Annotated in this window: 19 protein-coding genes, 1 tRNA gene and 1 pseudogene; 10 read left to right on the forward strand and 11 right to left on the reverse strand. The window is 59.3% G+C overall.

Annotated elements, in window-relative coordinates; genetic code table 11:
- Window positions 1-172: 172 nt before the first annotated feature.
- The 3 genes from ACYYKW_RS07690 to ACYYKW_RS07700 all read right to left on the reverse strand — a co-directional run bounded on the left by ACYYKW_RS07690 (window position 173) and on the right by ACYYKW_RS07700 (window position 3,214).
- The gene (locus ACYYKW_RS07690) at window positions 173-1,381 is read right to left on the reverse strand and encodes a DSD1 family PLP-dependent enzyme (protein ID WP_464989885.1); all 1,209 of its coding nucleotides are present in this window, start codon (window positions 1,379-1,381) and stop codon (window positions 173-175) included.
- Window positions 1,382-1,455: 74 nt separating this feature from the next.
- The gene (locus ACYYKW_RS07695) at window positions 1,456-2,784 is read right to left on the reverse strand and encodes a D-arabinono-1,4-lactone oxidase (RefSeq protein ID WP_464989886.1); all 1,329 of its coding nucleotides are present in this window, start codon (window positions 2,782-2,784) and stop codon (window positions 1,456-1,458) included.
- Between the two features lie 76 nt (window positions 2,785-2,860).
- Window positions 2,861-3,214: a c-type cytochrome gene (locus ACYYKW_RS07700; protein ID WP_093101881.1), complete on the reverse strand. Its 354-nt coding sequence runs from the start codon at window positions 3,212-3,214 to the stop codon at window positions 2,861-2,863.
- Between the two features lie 314 nt (window positions 3,215-3,528).
- Between ACYYKW_RS07700 and ACYYKW_RS07705 the strand changes: the two genes are divergently transcribed.
- The 3 genes and pseudogenes from ACYYKW_RS07705 to ACYYKW_RS07715 all read left to right on the forward strand — a co-directional run bounded on the left by ACYYKW_RS07705 (window position 3,529) and on the right by ACYYKW_RS07715 (window position 6,521).
- On the forward strand, window positions 3,529-5,154 hold the full coding sequence (locus tag ACYYKW_RS07705; RefSeq protein WP_464989791.1) for an NADP-dependent glyceraldehyde-3-phosphate dehydrogenase: 1,626 nt from the start codon (window positions 3,529-3,531) through the stop codon (window positions 5,152-5,154).
- A gap of 70 nt (window positions 5,155-5,224) precedes the next feature.
- A pseudogene (locus ACYYKW_RS07710) lies at window positions 5,225-5,419 on the forward strand (HlyD family secretion protein); the annotation flags it as partial.
- 61 nt (window positions 5,420-5,480) lie between these two features.
- Window positions 5,481-6,521 carry an FUSC family protein gene (locus tag ACYYKW_RS07715; protein ID WP_464989792.1) on the forward strand — a complete coding sequence of 347 codons (1,041 nt, stop codon included), beginning with the start codon at window positions 5,481-5,483 and terminating at the stop codon, window positions 6,519-6,521.
- A gap of 3 nt (window positions 6,522-6,524) precedes the next feature.
- Here the strand turns inward: ACYYKW_RS07715 and ACYYKW_RS07720 are convergent, their stop codons facing one another.
- Window positions 6,525-7,418 (reverse strand): DMT family transporter, encoded by an 894-nt coding sequence (locus ACYYKW_RS07720; protein WP_464989793.1) that lies wholly within the window; start codon window positions 7,416-7,418, stop codon window positions 6,525-6,527.
- Between the two features lie 149 nt (window positions 7,419-7,567).
- Between ACYYKW_RS07720 and ACYYKW_RS07725 the strand changes: the two genes are divergently transcribed.
- Entirely contained in the window at window positions 7,568-8,005 is a 438-nt protein-coding gene (locus tag ACYYKW_RS07725; RefSeq protein WP_093101884.1) for an Lrp/AsnC family transcriptional regulator, read from the forward strand.
- A 59-nt stretch (window positions 8,006-8,064) separates the two neighbouring features.
- Entirely contained in the window at window positions 8,065-8,394 is a 330-nt protein-coding gene (locus tag ACYYKW_RS07730) for a YceK/YidQ family lipoprotein (protein ID WP_090283161.1), read from the forward strand.
- Between the two features lie 67 nt (window positions 8,395-8,461).
- Here the strand turns inward: ACYYKW_RS07730 and ACYYKW_RS07735 are convergent, their stop codons facing one another.
- Window positions 8,462-9,133, reverse strand: coding sequence for a Bax inhibitor-1/YccA family protein (locus ACYYKW_RS07735; protein WP_008006561.1), 672 nt, complete (start codon window positions 9,131-9,133; stop codon window positions 8,462-8,464).
- A 122-nt stretch (window positions 9,134-9,255) separates the two neighbouring features.
- On the opposite strand from ACYYKW_RS07735, the gene ACYYKW_RS07740 reads away from it, so the two are divergent.
- The 5 genes from ACYYKW_RS07740 (at window position 9,256) to ACYYKW_RS07760 (ending at window position 11,876) form a co-directional block, all read left to right on the forward strand.
- Window positions 9,256-9,343, forward strand: a tRNA-Ser gene (locus ACYYKW_RS07740).
- A gap of 477 nt (window positions 9,344-9,820) precedes the next feature.
- On the forward strand, window positions 9,821-10,030 hold the full coding sequence (locus ACYYKW_RS07745) for a hypothetical protein (RefSeq protein ID WP_464989794.1): 210 nt from the start codon (window positions 9,821-9,823) through the stop codon (window positions 10,028-10,030).
- 78 nt (window positions 10,031-10,108) lie between these two features.
- Window positions 10,109-10,471, forward strand: coding sequence for a hypothetical protein (locus tag ACYYKW_RS07750; protein WP_464989795.1), 363 nt, complete (start codon window positions 10,109-10,111; stop codon window positions 10,469-10,471).
- A 53-nt stretch (window positions 10,472-10,524) separates the two neighbouring features.
- Window positions 10,525-11,208, forward strand: a complete 684-nt coding sequence (locus tag ACYYKW_RS07755; RefSeq protein ID WP_464989796.1) for an SOS response-associated peptidase — start codon at window positions 10,525-10,527, stop codon at window positions 11,206-11,208.
- Window positions 11,209-11,345: 137 nt separating this feature from the next.
- Entirely contained in the window at window positions 11,346-11,876 is a 531-nt protein-coding gene (locus ACYYKW_RS07760; protein ID WP_090283157.1) for an AidA/PixA family protein, read from the forward strand.
- A gap of 237 nt (window positions 11,877-12,113) precedes the next feature.
- On the opposite strand, the gene ACYYKW_RS07765 is transcribed toward ACYYKW_RS07760, so the two are convergent.
- The 6 genes from ACYYKW_RS07765 to ACYYKW_RS07790 are packed head-to-tail and all read right to left on the reverse strand — an operon-like array spanning window position 12,114 to window position 18,774.
- Window positions 12,114-12,536: a cell wall hydrolase gene (locus tag ACYYKW_RS07765; RefSeq protein WP_464989797.1), complete on the reverse strand. Its 423-nt coding sequence runs from the start codon at window positions 12,534-12,536 to the stop codon at window positions 12,114-12,116.
- Window positions 12,537-12,577: 41 nt separating this feature from the next.
- Window positions 12,578-12,925, reverse strand: a complete 348-nt coding sequence (locus tag ACYYKW_RS07770; protein WP_464989798.1) for a tail fiber assembly protein — start codon at window positions 12,923-12,925, stop codon at window positions 12,578-12,580.
- Complete coding sequence (locus ACYYKW_RS07775) at window positions 12,922-14,166, reverse strand: hypothetical protein (protein ID WP_464989799.1); 1,245 nt, start codon at window positions 14,164-14,166, stop codon at window positions 12,922-12,924. Before ACYYKW_RS07775 ends, ACYYKW_RS07770 begins: the two co-directional genes overlap by 4 nt.
- Window positions 14,167-14,191: 25 nt before the next feature.
- The gene (locus ACYYKW_RS07780; RefSeq protein ID WP_464989800.1) at window positions 14,192-14,854 is read right to left on the reverse strand and encodes a hypothetical protein; all 663 of its coding nucleotides are present in this window, start codon (window positions 14,852-14,854) and stop codon (window positions 14,192-14,194) included.
- The gene (locus ACYYKW_RS07785; protein ID WP_464989801.1) at window positions 14,851-15,207 is read right to left on the reverse strand and encodes a hypothetical protein; all 357 of its coding nucleotides are present in this window, start codon (window positions 15,205-15,207) and stop codon (window positions 14,851-14,853) included. Before ACYYKW_RS07785 ends, ACYYKW_RS07780 begins: the two co-directional genes overlap by 4 nt.
- A gap of 3 nt (window positions 15,208-15,210) precedes the next feature.
- On the reverse strand, window positions 15,211-18,774 hold the full coding sequence (locus tag ACYYKW_RS07790) for a TipJ family phage tail tip protein (protein ID WP_464989802.1): 3,564 nt from the start codon (window positions 18,772-18,774) through the stop codon (window positions 15,211-15,213).
- Between the last annotated feature and the right edge of the window lie 38 nt (window positions 18,775-18,812).

Below are 18,812 nucleotides of genomic sequence, written 5' to 3' on the forward strand. Positions count from 1 at the left end.
AGCAAGCGTTTTGGGTTACCTTTTTGGCGTTTGAAAAAGGTGACCCGCCGTAAGGGCGGAACCCTAAGCCGCCGTTACCGCAGCAACGGATATGTACCCATACCCAATCAAGAAGCGCCTGAGAGAAAAGCCATCGCCAGCAGGCTGGCTCCCACAGTTTTGATCGAGTACATCAGGTATAAACAGGCCAGCTATCGACAATCCTGCCACCCCGCACAGCCAGCAAATCGCCAAATTGCAACAGCACAGACTCCGTTTGAGCAGGACGCAAAAACACCTGATCCTCAACCCCAAGGCCCACAGCAGGCGACCCATTGACCATCTCCTGATTCGAACTACGCCCATACACCCCATTACTCTGCAACCCCATGGGCGATTCAAACTCCGCCATCCAGTTCCCCCCATAAACGAAGAAAGTCTGCCGCTGATTGGGGTCCCACCACGAAAACAGCCTCGACTTGCCATCCAGCGCCGGAATATTCACCGCGCCGGTACTCTTCAACACCGGCGTAGCGATATACGCCGCCGGCACATGCCCGCTCAACGACGGCAAATCATAGTGAGTCGGCTTGAGCATCGCCGTCCCCACCGACACCTCACTGCACAGCGTCTCGTGTTCATGCATGCGATAACTCGGACTACCCGCCGTGTTCAGGCACAAACCCTCCCGCCACAAACCCGGAAACTGCTGCCGGGTAAAATCGACATAACGCTGATAAATCACCATGACCCTGGCGAACAATTCTTCAGGCGAACCGAGAATCCCCGGCACGCCCATGCCCACAAACGGGTCGTAGCCCATGAACCCGGCAAATTCCAGGTGCTGCGGGTGGGCACTGATCAGCGTCAGCATCCTCCCCAGCGCCTGCGCATCACTGACCCCGCCACGATGCAGACCGACATCCAGCTCAATGTTCACGCGCATCCGCGTACGCAAACCCTGCGCCAAGGCCAGATATTGTTCTAACCGCTGCGGCCCATCGAGCAGCCATTGCAACTGCCGAACCGGATCGAACGCGCCTTTGTGCGCGCGGTAAAACAGCTCAGCCGAACGCACCGGCAGCGGCTTGCCGAGCAAGATATCGGACTCGGGAAACGCCACTGCATCGTGATTGAGAAATGGCTGATGAAACGACATCAACCGCGGCGTCCCGGCGCGTTGCGCTATGTACTTCAACAGCCCCGGCGCCGGCAGCGACTTCTCCACCAGCCGCAACAGCTTGCCGCCACGCCTGACCGACTGCACCACCACATCGATGTTGTGATCGAGCCGATCGAGATCGATCAACAGTACCGGACGCATCGGCCCGTGCTCTTTCAGCGCCTTGTTCAGCGCCCGAAAATAATCACTGTACGGCCCGCCTCGGTCGCCCGGCCGCAACCACGCACCGACGCCCACCAACAAAGCGCCGACGCCCAAAGTGCCGAGGAGAAAATTACGTCGATTGACCGCCATCAGCTCACTCCCAGTATCGACGCCAGATGCGCATTGAGAAAACGCCCGTGCGGGTCCAGCGCCTGACGCACTTCGACAAACTCGCGCCAGCGCGGATACAGCGGTTGCAGGGTTCGCGCGTTGAGCGAGTGCAACTTGCCCCAGTGCGGGCGGCCGTTGTACTTCCAGAAGATCGGCTCGATCGCCGCGAAGAAGTTGTGATGATCCATCTGATAGTGCTGATGAACCGAGATCGAGCAGCTGTCGCGGCCCTCGAACATGCTCAATGCAATGTCGTCGGCCTTGACGTAGCGGTACTCGATGGGAAACCAGGTGCGCAGGTCCTTGTCCTCGATCAGCTTGAGAATTTCGCGCAGGCAGGCCGGGCCGTGTTCGGCGGGCACCGAGTACTCCATTTCGTTGAAACGCACCGTGCGCACGTTGGCGTAGATATCGAAAGAGTCACCGACACGATCCTCGAAACTCGCCAGATGGCGCAGGCTGTTGAGCAGCGTGCGGCGCAGGTCGGGGAAGTCGCTGGCGTACTTGTCGAGTTTCTCGATCAGGTTGACGAACTCATTGCCGCCCTCTTCTTCCGGGCTGATCGGTGGCGTGGGCGGGTCGTTGGTTTCGTTGAGGGCAATAGACAGGGCGTAGTCGGAATGGGTGACGACGAGCATTTCCCAGTGCTGGTTTTCGCGGGTGTTCTTGTCAAGGTCTTCGAGCAGCTCTTCGGTTCTGGCGATCCACTGATGTTCGCGCAGGCGATAGGCCGGGCGGTTTTGCAGGCGAATCCTCGTCGCCACACCGAGCGCGCCGAGCGAGACCCGCGCCGCGTTGAACACCTCGGGATGGCGCTGACGGTCGCAGTCCAGCACCTCGCCACTGGCCGTGACCAGTTGCATGGCGCAGACCTGTGCCGAACAGGACTGAAAGGTTTTCCCGGTGCCGTGAGTCGAGGTGGCGATGGCGCCAGCGAGGGTCTGGTAATCGATATCGGCCATGTTGGGCAACGCCTGGCCGATGTCTCTGAGCGGCACGCCCATGCGCGACATGGGCGTGCCGGCACCAAACTCGGCTTGCAGGGTTTTGCCGTCATGGTCGAGCAAGCCGCTGAAATAACTCAGCGACAACAGCGTGCCGTCGGTGGGTATCAGCGCACTGAACGAATGCGCCGAGCCGACCGGGCGAATCCTGCCGGGTGCCTGCTGAATGGCGCTTGTCAGCTCATCAAGATTCTTCGGCGCCAGCCGCGCCGCCGGCAGGCAACTTTGCGCGCCCGACCAGTTGCGCCAGGGAATCAGGCGTGGCGCGCGCAGCAACTGGCCCAGCGCCGGGTGGCTCGCCAGTGCGCTGAACGCACCGACGATGCTCGCCCGTTGCAGCAGTTGCCGGCGCGTCGGATCCAGGGTCATGGCGGGCACCTTATTGCGGCAGCGGCTGGTCGGCCATGAAGCCGATCAGTTGCAGGAATTGTTCTTCCGAGCACTCGACACACTGGCCCATCGGCGGCATGGCGTTGTAGCCATTGATGGTGTGGTCGAGCAGCGTGTCGGTGCCTTGGCGGATACGCGGCTCCCAGGCCTGGCGATCACCGGTAAGCGGCGCATTGGCCGCCGGGTTGGCGTGGCACAGCTGGCAACTGTTGGCGTAGATCTGCGCCAGCGCCGGGTCGGCGGGTGTGATGTTGCGCTGGAGCGGCTGCGGCTTGGGTTCTTCGCCGCAACCGTACAGCGCCGTGGCCATTGCCAGCCATAAACAGAGTCGGATCGCCCGCATGAAAAGCCTCGCGTTGGGGTGGCGCTTGTTGTTAGGCGTCCACCTTAAGCCAGCGGTGACAGAGGGCTGAGGGCATTGCCGGACAATCAAGGGGGCAAACGGGGCCAGCCGGGGTTCACAAGCAGGGCGAAACAGGTCTAGGCTTGGAACGACAATTCCAAGACCTCCCCACATCCCAATGTGGGAGCGAGCCTGCTCGCGAAAGCGGTGTGTCAGTCCCTGATGATCCGACTGAAAAATCGCTTTCGCGAGCAGGCTCGCTCCCACAGGTATCGGTTTTAACCTGCACATTGATTTCATCACGGGGTAGCGACATGACCACAGCAAACATCCTTGGCAATCTGTTCCCTTCTGTCAGCGACATCCCCGAAAAATACCGTCTCGACGCTCAGGTCGAGCAGCGCGAATACCTCGTCGACGGTGAATTGCGGCGCTGGGACGGCCCGCTCGCGCAAGTGCGCAGCCCCGTCTATCTGCAGGGTGCCAACGGCGACGAACAAGTGATCCTTGGCAGCACGCCACTGCTCGACGCTGAAACCGCCCTCACCGCCCTCGACGCCGCCGTTCGCGCCTACGATCGTGGCCAGGGTCTGTGGCCAACCATGCGCGTGGCCGAGCGCATCCAGCATGTCGAAGCATTCCTGCGGCGCATGCGTGAGCAACGCGAAGCCGTGGTGAAACTGCTGATGTGGGAAATCGGCAAGAATCTCAAGGACTCGGAAAAGGAATTCGACCGAACCTGCGATTACATCGTCGACACCATCAATGCGCTCAAGGAACTCGACCGCCGCTCCAGCCGTTTCGAGCTGGAACAGGATACCCTCGGCCAGATCCGCCGCGTACCGCTCGGCGTCGCGTTGTGCATGGGCCCTTATAACTATCCGTTGAACGAGACGTTCACCACGCTGATTCCGGCGCTGATCATGGGCAACACCGTTGTGTTCAAACCGGCCAAGCTCGGCGTGCTGTTGATCCGCCCGTTGCTCGAAGCCTTCCGCGACAGCTTCCCCACCGGCGTGATCAATGTGATCTACGGCAGCGGCCGCGAAACCGTGAGTGCGCTGATGGCCAGCGGCAAGATCGACATCTTTGCCTTCATCGGCACCAACAAGGCCGCCAGCGACCTGAAAAAACTGCATCCCAAGCCGCACCGCTTGCGTGCCGCGCTGGGTCTGGACGCGAAGAACCCGGGCATCGTCCTGCCGGAAGTCGATCTGGATAACGCCGTCAGCGAAGCGCTCACCGGCTCGCTGTCGTTCAACGGTCAACGTTGCACCGCGTTGAAAATCCTCTTCGTCCACGAAGACGTGGTCGACAGCTTCATCGAAAAATTCAACGCCAGACTGGCCACCCTGAAACCGGGCATGCCGTGGGACAGCGGCGTCGCGCTGACACCGCTGCCGGAGTCGGGCAAGGTCGATTATCTGCACGGGCTGGTCGCCGATGCGCGCAGCAAGGGTGCCGAAGTGGTCAACCCGCATGGCGGCGAGGCTCGCGCGTCATTCTTTTACCCAGCAGTGCTGTACCCGGTGAACCCGCAGATGCGCGTCTATCAGGAGGAGCAGTTCGGCCCGGTGGTGCCGATCGTGCCGTATCGTCACCTCGATACCGTGATCGACTATGTGCTGGAGTCGGACTTCGGCCAGCAGTTGAGCATCTTCGGCACCAACCCGGTGGCGGTCGGTCGGCTGGTCGACACCTTTGCCAACCAGGTCGGGCGGATCAACCTCAACGCCCAGTGTCAGCGCGGCCCGGACACCTACCCGTTCAACGGCCGCAAGAATTCCGCCGAAGGCACGCTGTCGGTGCACGATGCGTTGCGGGTGTTTTCGATCCGTACGCTGGTGGCGACCAAGTTCCAGGAGAGCAACAAGGACCTGATCAGCGAGATCATTCGCGGGCGTGACTCGAGTTTCCTGACCACTGATTACATCTTCTGATCCACCTCATCGGCACCTGAGCCAAAGTCGTCAAGCGCCCGGCCGGCGTTCGACGGCATTCCCGGCAAGGTCTTCGCCGGCCGGACGGGTGCCGGTGATCATGGAAATCACCGATCCGGCCTTCGCCCGGTACAGCAAACGGATGCCGGGCGGCGCTTACGGGCAGGCCGCGTTGTACAGTCAGCATTTCCACCATATCGGTGCGATGCGCAAAATCCTCCTGCGTATGGCAGCATGGATGAATTACATTTTTCCGTTCCACTGATCTGAACCGAGATGACGAGAGGCTTGCACTGAGTACTTACAGCACCCATCGACTTCCGCCCTTGCTGCGGCGGGTCTTGCGCCCCTTGCTGGACCCGTATCGCCGTTACCGCCACGCCCGACTGATCCACGCAGTGCGCGTGGCCCTCGGGTTGCTGGCAACGATCTTGCTGACCACCGGCATCAACCTGCCCCACGGTGAATGGGCCTCAGTGACCATGCTGGTCGTAATCGGCGGCTTGCAGCACCATGGCAACATCGGCAAAAAAGCCGCGGAGCGCGCCACCGGCACGCTGATCGGCGCCGCGGTCGGGCTGGCGCTGGTGGCGCAGCACGCGTGGCTGGGGATGCCATGGCTGACCTATTTTGCGATGGCTGTGGTCTGCGGATTCTTCTCCTATCACGCCATCGGCAAGGGCGGTTACACCGCCCTGCTCTCGGCGATCACCGTGTTCATCGTCGCCGGGCATGGCGACAATCCGATCAGCGATGGCTTGTGGCGCGGTGTCGATATCCTCATCGGTATCGCCCTCGCTTTGGCATTTTCGTTCGCCCTGCCGCTGTACGCGGTGTATTCGTGGCGCTACAACCTCGCCGATGCGTTGCGCGACTGCGCCACGGTGTACGGACGCATCATCAGCGGCCAGCCAGTCAGTGCCGACGAACATTTGCGTTTGATGAGCCGCCTCGGCGCAGTGATGGTGCAGTTGCGCTCGCTGATGCCGTCGGTGTCCAAGGAAGTGAAGATCTCCATGACCGAACTCGATGCGATCCAGCGCAACCTGCGCATGTGCATCAGTACGTTGGAGATCCTTGGCAATACCCGACCGGATGCCAACGATCCAGAGGCCATGGCGCATTTGCAATCGGCGCTGAAGGCCGAGCATCGGCAGATTCGCGTGCAACTGATCGGCATGGCCCGCGCCTTGAAAAGCGGCGCGACGAGTCGCCTCGACAGGCCGCTGGAGTTGCCGGAGTCCAACCTCGATGCGCCGGTCTACAGCGCACTGGACGGTTACCGTTTGTTGACCCGGCAACTGGCGGCCAACATCGGCGAGATGCGCCAGCGCCTGGCGAAATCCGCCCCGCGCTGGAACATTTGAGCCTCATTGCGCGGCCAGTCGCCGCGCCTTGAAACCCCAGCCTTGTTGCATGCCGGCGGCGGCGAGCAGAATCGCGGCAACGCCGACCCATTGCAGGATTTCCAGGCGATGGCCAAAGGCAAACCAGTCAACGAAGATCGCCGCGATCGGGTAGATGAATGACAGTGCACCGGTCAATGCCGTCGGCAACTTCTGAATCGCGCCGTACAGCAGCACATACATCAGACCGGTATGGACGATGCCCAACGTCACCAGACTGGCCCAGGCACTGGGCGCTTGCGGCAATGCGTTGAAATGCGCGAACGGCGCCAGCAGCAGAACCCCGGTGCAGACCTGAATGAACGCAATCAGATGCGGCGGCGTGCCGGTCAGGCGCTTGATGATCAGTGCAGCAATCGCATACAGCAACGCCGCGCCCAAGGCCAACGCGATGCCCAGTAGATAGTCGCTGCCACTCTCGCCTTGCGTGCCGTGGGCACTGACGATCGCCAGCATGCCGAGGAACGAAACCGTCAGCCAGAACAGCTTTTGCACGGTGATCTTTTCGCCGAGAAACAACGCCGCCAAGCCCACCAGCATGAACGGCTGCACGTTATAGACCGCGGTACCAATGGCAATCGACGCGCGAGAATACGAAGCAAACAAAAGCACCCAGTTGCCGACGATCGCCACACCACTGAGCACGGCGAGCAAAAAGGTGCCGCGGGTCAGAATGCCCGGACGCAGAAAACCGAACGCTGCACAGATCAACAGCAAAGTGCCGGCGCCGAACACGCAACGCCAGAACACCACGTCGAGTACCGGTTGCCCGGAGACCAATACAAACCAGCCGATGGTGCCGGATATCAGCATGGCGGCGGTCATTTCCAGCGAGCCGCGACGCAGGGTTGCGTCCATGTTCATTCTCCCAAAGGGTTGGCGAAAGCATGGCAAAAGTATGCCAAGCACGCCGGGCGCGGCTCCAGCGCAAAAGACAGGCTAAACTGCGAATCTGCCTTTTTTATCGAGGGTCATTCATCGAAATGGCCTAATTGCGGAGTTCGCCCATGACTGACGACATCGATCAGATCCTTATTACTGCCTTGATGGAAGACTCGCGTCGCTCGCTCAAGGCGTTGGCGCAGATCAGTGGATTGTCCTCGCCCAGCGTCGCCGAGCGCTTGCGCCGCCTCGAAGAACGCGGCGTGCTCAAGGGCTACACCGTCGAGATCGACCCGAAGCACTTTGGCTATCAATTGCAGGCGATCGTTCGGGTGCGGCCTCTACCTGGGCAATTGCAGGAGGTGGAGCGGCAGATTCTGTCGATCCCTGAGTTCACCGAGTGCGACAAGGTGACCGGCGAAGACTGCTTTATCGCGCGCCTGCATGTGCGTTCGATGGAACAGCTCGACACCCTGCTCGACCGGCTCAATACCCTGGCGGAAACCAACACGGCGATTGTCAAGAAAACCCCGGTCAAACGCCGATTGCCGCCGATGGCCTAGATGTTTTCTGCCATTATTTGGCGTAGATTGTGATTTTCCGCGGCTAAGGATTTGGCGCTATGAAAATTCAGGCAACGCTGCTGGCAGCCATGCTGCTTGGCGGTTGCGGCACGATTCAGACGGTGGCACGTAACGATCAGGCCGCTGTGGACGGGCTGAAGGAACAAAAAAGTTATTGCGGTGCAGTGCCGAGAATCTACAGCGGCCTCGCCTATGACTTCTGCACGCTGAACGCTCCCCTGGCTTCAGGCATTGACCCTGATGAGCACCGCAACGCGGCCATTCCGGTGGTACTGGTGGACGCCGTCGTCTCCGGCGCGCTCGATACCCTGCTGCTGCCTTACACGATTTACCGCCAGCAAGTGGATGGCAGCATCGTCATCAACTGAGCCGGCACTTTCCCGCAGACAACAAAAAACCCGCCGAAGCGGGTTTTTCGTTATTGCATCATTGCTATCAGTCGTCGCGGCTCATGATGCCGAACAGTTGCAGCAGGCTGACGAACAGGTTGTAGATCGATACATACAGGCTGATGGTCGCCATGATGTAGTTGCGCTCGCCGCCGTGGATGATGGCGCTGGTCTGGAACAGGATGCACACCGACGAGAACAGCACGAAACCTGCGCTGATCGCCAGTTGCAGGCCGCTGATCTGGAAGAAGAAGCTCGCCAGCGTGGCGCCCAGCAACACGAAGAAACCGGCAGTGATGAAACCACCGAGGAAGCTCATGTCCTTGCGGGTGATCAGCACGTAGGCCGACAGACCACCGAACACCAGCGCGGTCATCGCGAACGCCGAGCTGACCACTTCAGCGCCGCCCTGCATGCCCAGGTAACGGTTGAGGATCGGGCCGAGCAGGAAACCCATGAAACCGGTCAATGCGAAGGCAGATACCAGGCCCCACGCGGAGTCACGGAGTTTGTTGGTGAGGAAGAACAGCCCGTAGAAGCCGATCAGCACCACGAAGATATTCGGGTAGCCGACTCGCATCTGCTGCGCGACAAAAGCCATCACGCCGCTGAATGCGAGGGTGAGCGCCAGTAGGCCGTAAGTGTTGCGCAGGACGCGGCTAACCTCTAGCTGCTCAGCCTGCACGCTGTTATTAACTGCGTAATCCTGTTCGCGCATGGCGACACTCCTGTTGGTTTGAAACGTTCAGTCGCAAAGATCATAACAGACGCTCTGTAACAAGCCATGCAGAGAGTTTGACAGTGTGTTTCATTCAGGTATTATGGCGCCCGCAACGCAACGGAGGTGTGGCCGAGTGGTTTAAGGCAACGGTCTTGAAAACCGTCGACTGTAACAGGTCCATGAGTTCGAATCCCATCGCCTCCGCCATCTTATGTACGACAAAGCCCTGATTATTCAGGGCTTTGTTGTTTCTGGCAGGCTCAAAAATTTTATCCTTGAAAGATGCGTTCCATAACTTTTAGGGACGCGTTCCATAACTTTACCGATTTACCCCCTTCTCCGGCGTTCTGCCGAACTAAATTCGCATCCACCTAAAAATCTACTACTGTTTACCCGGCAATCCCTCCCTCGCGTAACAAGGAGATGGCGATGTCGAAATCAAGCGGCGGCAAAAGTGGTTCAACACCTGCAAGTAAATCGGGTGGCTCGAAAGCCCCACCGGTAGCAAATCTGCCAAGCAAAACAGGGAAGCCCTCGGGAGACGGCCGCGGTAACGCACCAGCTAAAGGCAAGTAAATTTTTGCGATGGGGCTGGCTGTTCTCATAGTGCTCGGCCCGCCTCATCCCTTTCGATCAGAAATTTGCTTCACCTGCTACTCTGGGTTCTTCCATGGAGGACTCCCAATGCATAATTCTGACCTGCTCCCTTCCCTGCTTTACAAAATCAACGAAAACCAACTCGCGCTCGAAGCCGCCATCATGGAGCTTACCTTGTGGGCCGAAAAACTCGGCGCGACCGAAGTCTCGGACAACGTCCGCGGCTCGCTCTCGGCGATCGATAGGAACGAAGAGTTCATCAAGATGACCCTGGCGGTGATGATGACGCCGGACTGACAGCTCGTCGGCTCAACCTCGCCCGTCCGCATCGGCTCGATTACTGTATATACAACCAGTAATCAGCAAGGCAGCCCCGTGGACAACCTCATAGAAGACACCGATGATTGGCTCGGTAACCCGACCCCGCTCGAAACCTGCCGACACCAGCTCAGGATGTACGAAAACGAATTCGAAGCGCTCACTCTCAAGCTGCAGCGGGCATTGGAAAATATTCAGGGATTGATCCAGGACAATGATGCACTCATACAGGAGCGGAACTCTCTGAAGGCAAAGCTTCAATATGCCGAGGGGGATTTGCTATGCGAAAAGCGAAGGTTCGCCGACGTCGAACACCAAAGAGACCATCTCTTTCAAGAAAACCAACGCCTGCTCAGGGATGCTCGAGATCGGGAAGAGCTGGCAGACCATTGCGAATGTTGCGCCGGAAAAGGTTTGTGACGAAGCCAGCGCTGGTGAGTCTATGCTGAACCAGATCCAGCGAGGCTATGGCAATGTGCGGACGACTTTCCCAGTACAGCGGCATTCACGACTTTGTGGCGGCGCTGAGCATGCCAAACGCGCTCATCAACTCTACCGGCGAACAGCCCTTTGAGCGGTACAACGCCGCGCCGACCACTCAACTTGCCCTCTTCCACCAGGAAGGCCAGTTCCTGCACGCGGACATGGTCCGCTGGGGGTGGCGCCCGCACTGGGCAAAAGACCGCGCCGCGCCGATCAATGCACGCGTCGAGAAAGTCGCTCACGGCCCGTTCTTCCGCGCGATCTGGCCGCACCGGGCGATCATTGCGATCAACAACTGGTTCGAGTGGGTCGACGAAGGCGGGCCAAAGAAGCAGCCCTACCTGATCAGGCACCGCGACCAATCCCCGATCCTCTGCGCTGCGATCGGCCAGTACCCCAACGAGGAGCACGAACCTGGCGAGCACGACGGCTTTGTGATCATCACCGCTGATAGCGCCGGCGGCATGGTCGATGTCCACGATCGGCGGCTAGTCGTTCTCCCGCCAGAGCTCGCGCGGGAATGGCTCGACCCGGCCACGCCGAAAGAACGCGCCGAACAGATGGTGCTGCATGAGGGCGAGCCATCCGAGGCTTTCGAATGGTTCAAGGTGGACAAGGCCGTCGGCAACGTTCGCAATGATCAGTCCGAGCTGATTCTTCCTATCGGCTTTTGACTGCGTAACGGAATTCATCGGACCTTGACGATACGCATCGCTCAACTACTCTCCTCCCAGACCGCACCCAGGGACCGGGTGGCCGGACACCCTATGAGGGCGCGGTCTGTGTGCCATTGCAAACAAGGAGCGACAAAATGTCTGGATCGACCCAAACAATTGATGTGCTTATCGCTGTAGATGCCGATTATCTGATTGCCAACCCTAATGCATTAGTCGCTAATGCGGTTTCCATGCTGGTAAATCGTGATGCGATCGATAGCCAAGCGAGCGGAATCTACGCGGACGGGGGTTACGAACTGTGGATCGACGTCAAGCCGGGCGACAACGTTCGCTGGCGCGCTACTACGTTATCGCGCAACTTCGACCGTGTTGCACTTATCACCGGCATCAAACAAACCAGCAATCCCAGCAATGATCCCAAAGAGACTGGCTCCATTTCAACGCCAACCTCGTACAACATCCCTCATATCCCAGTGCCCTATCTGGAAAAAAGCGCTCCGCATGGCATCGGCAAAACCGATGTCACATATACATTTTGGCAGGCTGTGGCGGAAGACGGTGGGAAGCTCGCCTACCAGATCACTTTCGTCCTTTTGGACCGTGACCTGAACCAGATAGGCGAACCACACACGTGGGACCCTTTCATCACCGTCAACGATCGGTAACGTGAACCGTTGAGACGCTGCGCACAGTCTTGGCCGGTATGCTCTTATCTTCTTAGACGCACCGGCCAGGACTGGTCGCAAGATATAATCAAGTCGCCCGCTACGGGTGAGCCTTTGAGATTCACTTCAGAGCATTCTTGCGACTAAGTCTAGTGTCCCCGCAGCTTGCTGGTGCCTATGAGTCGGGAAGACAGGCAGCAAGCTCCTATCGAGTTATTGCCCGCCAAGGGATGGCTGTCATAGAACTTCCTTGAAGAAAATGTGGTGCCCGAGTATCAGCGACTGCTTCGCCTTTGCCGCCCAAACCGGCGCTTTGATGCTAGTGGCGTAATAGTGAGTGGCGCCGCCGGTGGGATCCGGCACTTTGCCGTCGATCACTTGGTCAGCAGCAATCCGGCACTGGGCCAGCTCGCGGAACGGGATCTGCTTCACGCCGATCAGGAATTGATAGTTCGGGTCAGTCTTGTTCCAACAGCTGAACTGCCACGGTTTTTGACAGACGCCAGCGTAGCCTTCACCCCACCACGACTTTTCCTTTCCATCGAGTACGCGGTTGCGGATCGTCCATGCCACAGCGATCTGCCCGGCGGTGCCTTCCCCCCGCGCCTCGCCCCATAACGTTCGGGCGAGGATCTCGCGATCTTTTTCAGTGACGTTCATGCTTTTTCTCCAGGCAAAAAAAAAGCCCGCTCAGTGGCGGGCTATTGGGATTGAGGGAGCGCGGGCCAATCAGGGGCATAGGGCCAGCCCTCGCGCTCTGGCGTTTTGCTCAGAGCGATCAGGTATCGTTTCCAAGCCTTCCAGAGCGCCCGGTCTTCATCGGTAATTTCGTCCAGGTCTACCCCGGCCTGCAGAGGGCTGATTGCGGTGTTGGCCTGCTCGATCAGAAGTCGCAGCGCAACCGTCGACTCTCGAGCTTGATTCTCCAGCGCAACTTTATCGACAAGCCATGCGGGTAGTTCCTCGAACAGCGTTTCACCAGGATCAATAGGCCATCCGGGCTCAACGCCGCGCCACGAGTTTTGGGTAATTGCGTATGGCATCTTCATCGCTCCAATCCGTAACCGCACACATCAATGAACGCTGAGCCACCAGCAGCTGCGACTGCATAAGTGATGGCCATGTTGGTATCTGTCACGAAGTCGAACTGAACGCGAGCCCCCACGTCGATGGTTGTCATCGGCGTAGATCCAGCGGCTGGAACCGAAATGAATACCACTTGGCCGGAAGCGCTTACCCGCAGAGCTACCGACTGACAGCCTTGAGGCATAACCGGCCCCAATCCGACAGCCGTGTAAGCCGTGGCTGTTCCTCCGGATAAACGACGAAACGGCGCGATGCTAGTGTTCGTCGTGTAGAAAATCATATTGGTTGCGGAGATTTGGAAGCCGTAGAGGGTTCCACCCGCGCCAGAGCGCAAAGCGCATATGAACCGTCTGGATGCATCCCCACTCTTGGTCCGCGCCCGCCCGAAATATGGTGCGCCATAAACAGTAGCGGAGAGTTCGATCGCAGGAACACCGGCGTTGTCGTAAAGATAAGCAAAATAGAACACGTCCGGGGTCAGGCCACCGATGCCTGAGAGAGTGATGGCTGCCGGTACCCGTAATGTTTTTCCGGTGCCAGGGATGAACGCAGCGCCGGACGAAAAGGTGATGGAACTGCTGGAGTTCCAGGTTGGAATCAAGCCATCGATGTAGCCGTCGGAAACGCCGCCCTGGGCAGGCGTGATCGGCTTGTTAAGGGCATTCAGTTCGGTGATGTCGTTGTTCGCCCCCTTGGCTGCCTTACCGGCCTGAAGCTTGCTGAACGCTGCAATGATGCTGTCTGTTGCGACCACTGCACCGGTTGCACCAGTGTCCAGCCCGGTAAGAACCGCGGCCAAGACGCGGGGATTCGTGAGGTATTTATTGGCCACGCCTTCGGGAATGCCGTCGGCATTGGAGAGGTTCAACGCGGCGCGGACACCGGCCTGCGTGGGGTCGGTTCCCAGCACGGCCAGTACGCCACCAAGCTGATTGGTCAGCGCTCGAAGGGCATCGGCCGAATCCTTGGGATAACCCTGCATGGGCGCAATGGCATAACCACCTGCTGAGTTCGTCGCACCGATGTAGTTTGGCGAGATCGACAGCGTGGCGTTGCTCGCGATGTTCGTCACCTCGTACCAGCCACCGTCAGGGCCGCGGAAAGCATCGCCGACCCGGGAGTTGGTAACGAATGATGTGCCCGTGCCGTTCACGGTATTGGAATTTTGGACGACAGAAACCGTCCCGGCTTTATACCAGGGCATCGAATATCTCCAGTGGGTTTAAGGGTCAGGCCAGCAATTTGGCGCAAAGAAAAGGACGGTGCCCCTGATCAGTCCACGCGTTGGATGCAAGGCTGTACATCAGGATTCGGCCATTGGCGTAATCAACGCCGAGCGCACAGCTGCCACCGGACGAGTTGTTGTGACAGGTCATCGTGAATGGGTTGATTGAAACGAACTCGCCAGCCCCGAGCGCCTTGTTGATGCCCCAGATATAGCGCTGTCCAACGCTCAATTGCTCGGCGCCGAGATAGGCCCAGTTGCCTGCAGCGAATGTCACCACAACCGCCGGCGCACCGCTGTCGTAGCAAAGCACGCCGTTCTGATCCCACAAGCGAAGACCGTAAGTCGACGTGCCCATCGACGCCCAAGCAGCCACAAAATACTGACCGCTCAGCGACTCATTGACTTTGGAGGCGTTCATCGCGAACCCCGTCCAATCACCAGGTCCGCCGGTGAACCACACAGAATACGGCACCTGGATCAATCCCGTCTGATCAGGACGAATGAACACCAGCGGCGGGTCTTGACTGGTGACGGCACGCGCAAACGTAGCGGTAGCCGTAGCCACCCCAGAATAAGATCCCTTCGTCAGCATGCACAGCCTGGGCGCCTCCGAATCGATCTGCACGAATGCGTTGTCGTTGATGCTTTGAAATCCAAAACTCATGTCGAAAACCTTATCGCGTAGGCTTTGGAGACGACCCGCGACTGGAGAGTTGAAGCGCTAGACGACGGGTTTTTCGGCAGAACGACCACCTGACCAATAGACGTCGTCACATAGGGGTAAGCACGTATGTTTCCCGACGAGTCGTTCTCGGATGGCTGCACGTCCTGTGCTCTGGTCGGGATGATCATGAACACACAATTAGCGGGATTGAATCCCGGAATGCTAAGCGTGTAGCTGGGCGTGGGACCGCTGAAATCGATCACGCCCTGCCATATCACTTGATAAGTAAAGCTGTTGGTGTCCATGGCGAGCTGACCGCTCTCATCAAAGACACGCAGTCCGAATAACGCCATTGATTACCCCAGATAGCCCAGGCGGACCCGCAGCACGTTGTTGGAGTCGTAGACGGAGACATTCAGTGAATTGATCACCAGCCGGCCCTGCCCTGGCACGATGCCGTTGATCTCCAGTGTTCCGTCTTTATTGAGAATCCATCCCTGCTGGCCAGCGATGTAATTGATTGAACTGATATAACTGCCAATCTTCGCGTTGGTGATCGTTCCGTCCTGGATGAACGCCGAGTTCATGAACACCTGGCCGCCCTGTACCGCAAACGGCACCGCAATGGCACCGCCAGCGATGGTGTTTACGATGGCGAACCGGTCCGCACTCACCAGAAACTGGCTCTGCAAACCGGCACCGGTGTTTTCGATTCCGAGCCCAATACCGGCCGCAACGTACTGACCGTTCGCCGTGACCTGCATCTTCACCGACCACATCGTCGACAACTTGCCGTCGGTGTTTGCAAAGGCGGTTGAGGTCTCCTGAATGGCAGCTGAGTTCTCGCCGACTTTCACGTTGACCTGAGTGATCGCCTGCGCAGTGGCTTCCTTATCGGTGGCGACAACTTGTCGAAGGTCCGTTACGTTCGCCGCGCTTTCCGCCACGGTCGCATCAAGCGTCGTGAGCTTTTGCGCAGTGGCGAGATTTTCGGAAGCCCTGACGCGGTCTTCGTTTGCGATCGCCGCGGTGCTGCTCCATCCCTTTAGTGCGTCGTCCATATCTCCCTTGCCGTCATCATCGCGGAATGATGCGCGCAGAGCGTCGAACGCAGTCGCCTGCGCCGTGACCACGCCATCGAGCTCAGTGATCTCGGTAGTGTTGGTCGCCACCTGCTGGGCAAGCCCATTGGCGGTTTCCACTGTCTGCCCTACGTCGAGCCAGTAAAGCGGGTTCGGCGGCGGCGTTTCGACCGGTACCGGGCCGGTGGCTTGATAGATCCGCTTGCCCTGCACCACCAGGTCGTACTCTTCATAGGTGGCTTCAGGGTCGTAGCCTTTCAGTCCGTCGAGCGCATCAATCTGCGCCTGCAATCCGGGGATCTTCTCGATTTCATCAAGCAGATCCTGACCGAGCTCCGTTTCGGTGATTTGACCGGCGATCATTTCCAGAATGGCAGCGGCGTCAGAACTGGATTGCCCCTGCACGCCAAGCCCAATCGGATACCAAGGCCCGATGTTGCCGATTTTGTCGACGATACGCCCCCAGAAATACAGGGTCACGCCGGCGCGCAGGCCGAGCATGGAGAAATCACTCTGCGGATAGGCCAGGTCTGTAAGCTTCGTTGCCGCTTCCAGCGAGGTCGTCGGACCGTACCAGATCTCTGTGCGCTGGCTGTCCTCAGCGCCAGCAGGGAAACCCCACTTCAGATAGATGCCGAACAGCAGTGGCGTGGCAGTCAGGTAGCTGAGCGCAGGTGGCAGCCCCTGCTTACCGCTGAGGTTGGTCAGGATCGAGTTGCGCCAAATCGACGAGATGTCGAAAGCGCTTACCGCGCGGACGCGGGCCACGTATGCGCCAGCGTATATGCCGACCACGTCCACGTTGGTCATGCCGGTGCGCTGCAGCTTGATCCAGTTGCCGCTGTCCTTGCGCCACTCCACGTCATAGCCGACTGCGCCATCCACGGCTGGCCAACTGATCGTCATGGTGGCCACGGCCAGCCCCTGGACAACCGACGACGTCGACGACAGCGAAACGCTCGCCGGTGCCGGCACAACGGTGATCGGAATCACGCTGATCGGTCGTTCTTCCAGGCGCGCGCCGGTGTCAATGAAAGCGAACTTGCTCGGCTCGAACTGTAGCGCGCTGATTTCATAGTCCCCCTCGGTAGTGCGCTTGGTGCGCAGCACCCGATACAGCGGGATCGCCAGGTCATTGGCATCAAGCGCCCATTGCAGTTGCGCCACCGGCGCCTGACTGTAGTTCGTGGTAACTGTTACCGCTCGACCGTTGACGCTTTGCACGGTGCGCCCTTCGGCGCGGCCGCCCGGCAGGTTGATGATCAGCCGATCACCTGCCTTGGCTTGTGTGTCGCGATCGAGGGTGATCACCCGGCCAGCCGCCACCGATATCCGGCCGCCCACTTCACGCCCCGCCAACAGCGAATCCGCCACAGGGATGATGTGCCCGGGCAGCGGGATCACACCTTCCATTCCGGTTTTGAAAGAGACGGTGCGGTCTTGGTTGTTGCTGAGGATCGCCCACTTGCCGCGGCGCTGGGCCTCGGATGCGCGGGTGCAGCCAATGGCGCTCAGTTCGGTCGGGCGGTCGCCGTAGCGGCGTTGCAGATCCAGGTCAGCGAACGGGATGACGTCAGTGTCGTAGTTGTTCGCCGGGTTGTCGTAGCTCACCAGCGCCCGGGTGTAACGCGTCTTCGCCGAGGCACTGCCATAGGAGAACTTGCCGTCGATGACGTTCGACCGGGTGAACACATAGTCGAAGTCCTGCGCGCGCGGCATGTCAGCCTGCATCACCAACTGGCCCTGCGCCCAGTACGTCATGCCCCGATAAATGGCCGAGATGTCGCGCAGCAGCGACCACGCATCGGCCTTGCCCTGCAGGTCCATATCGCAGAGGAAGCGTGGTTCCTGACCGCCCAACCCGTTCGGCACCATCTGGTCGCAATATTGGGCGATCCGGTACAGCTCCCATTTGTCGACCATGAATGATTTGATGCGCTTGCCCAGGCCGAAGCGGTCTTCGGTGCAAATGCCGTAGGTGATCCACGCCGGGTTATTCGTCCAAGCCGACTTCATCGAACCGTCCCACGTCCCGGTGTAGGTGCGCTGGATCGGGTCGTAATTGCTCGGCACCATCCAGCGGCGGGCCTTGCACTTCACGGTCACGGCCGGGATGTTGGTGAACTGCTCGGCGTCGAATTCGATGTAGAGCAGCGCGGTATTCGGATAACGAAGTTTGGCGTCGATCACTTCGGTGTAACCGGCCATCAGCATCGTGTCGGCGATCTTGTTGGTGTTCTGGTTTGGTGTCAGGCGGCGCACGCGGATCTGCCAGCCGGTAGTGGCGTCAGGCAGATCGATGCGGCGTGAGCGCTCGTAGCGCGTGGTGGTCTTACCGTCGACGGCGTCCACCAGCACCTGCTGATAGGCGCCGCCATCAGTGGCCACGTCGATCGCGTATTCGATCCGGTACCCGCCGACGTTGCCCTGGTCATCCGAGCGTTGCAGCGCAGGCCACGCCAAACGCATGCGCACGGCCGAAAGCTGGGTGTTGGTGATCGAGCGTACCCAGGGCGAATCGCTGCGCAGCTCAACGTTCAGCGACGTCTCGTTCTCCACCGACGGAATGCCCGGGATGTAGGATTGGTCCACCGAGCCTGCGCGCCAGTCCCACTTCACGTTCGGAAAGTTGTAGTTGCCGCTGGCATCGCGGATCGGCGTGTTGTCCAGGTAGATGTCGTAATCGGTCGGGACGCTGTCGAACTCACCCTCGCCCACGGCGATCAGCAGCTTGGCCAGGTTGGTCGAGCGCAGGCTGTCGCTGGCTTCGGTCGGCGACTTCGGCTTGCTGCTACCGCCCTTCTCGCCGTGGATATCGATATGTGCTGCTGCGCCCATGCTTTCCTCCAGGCATAAAAAAACCGCCTCTCGGGCGG

The organism is Pseudomonas sp. 15C (assembly GCF_055484735.1).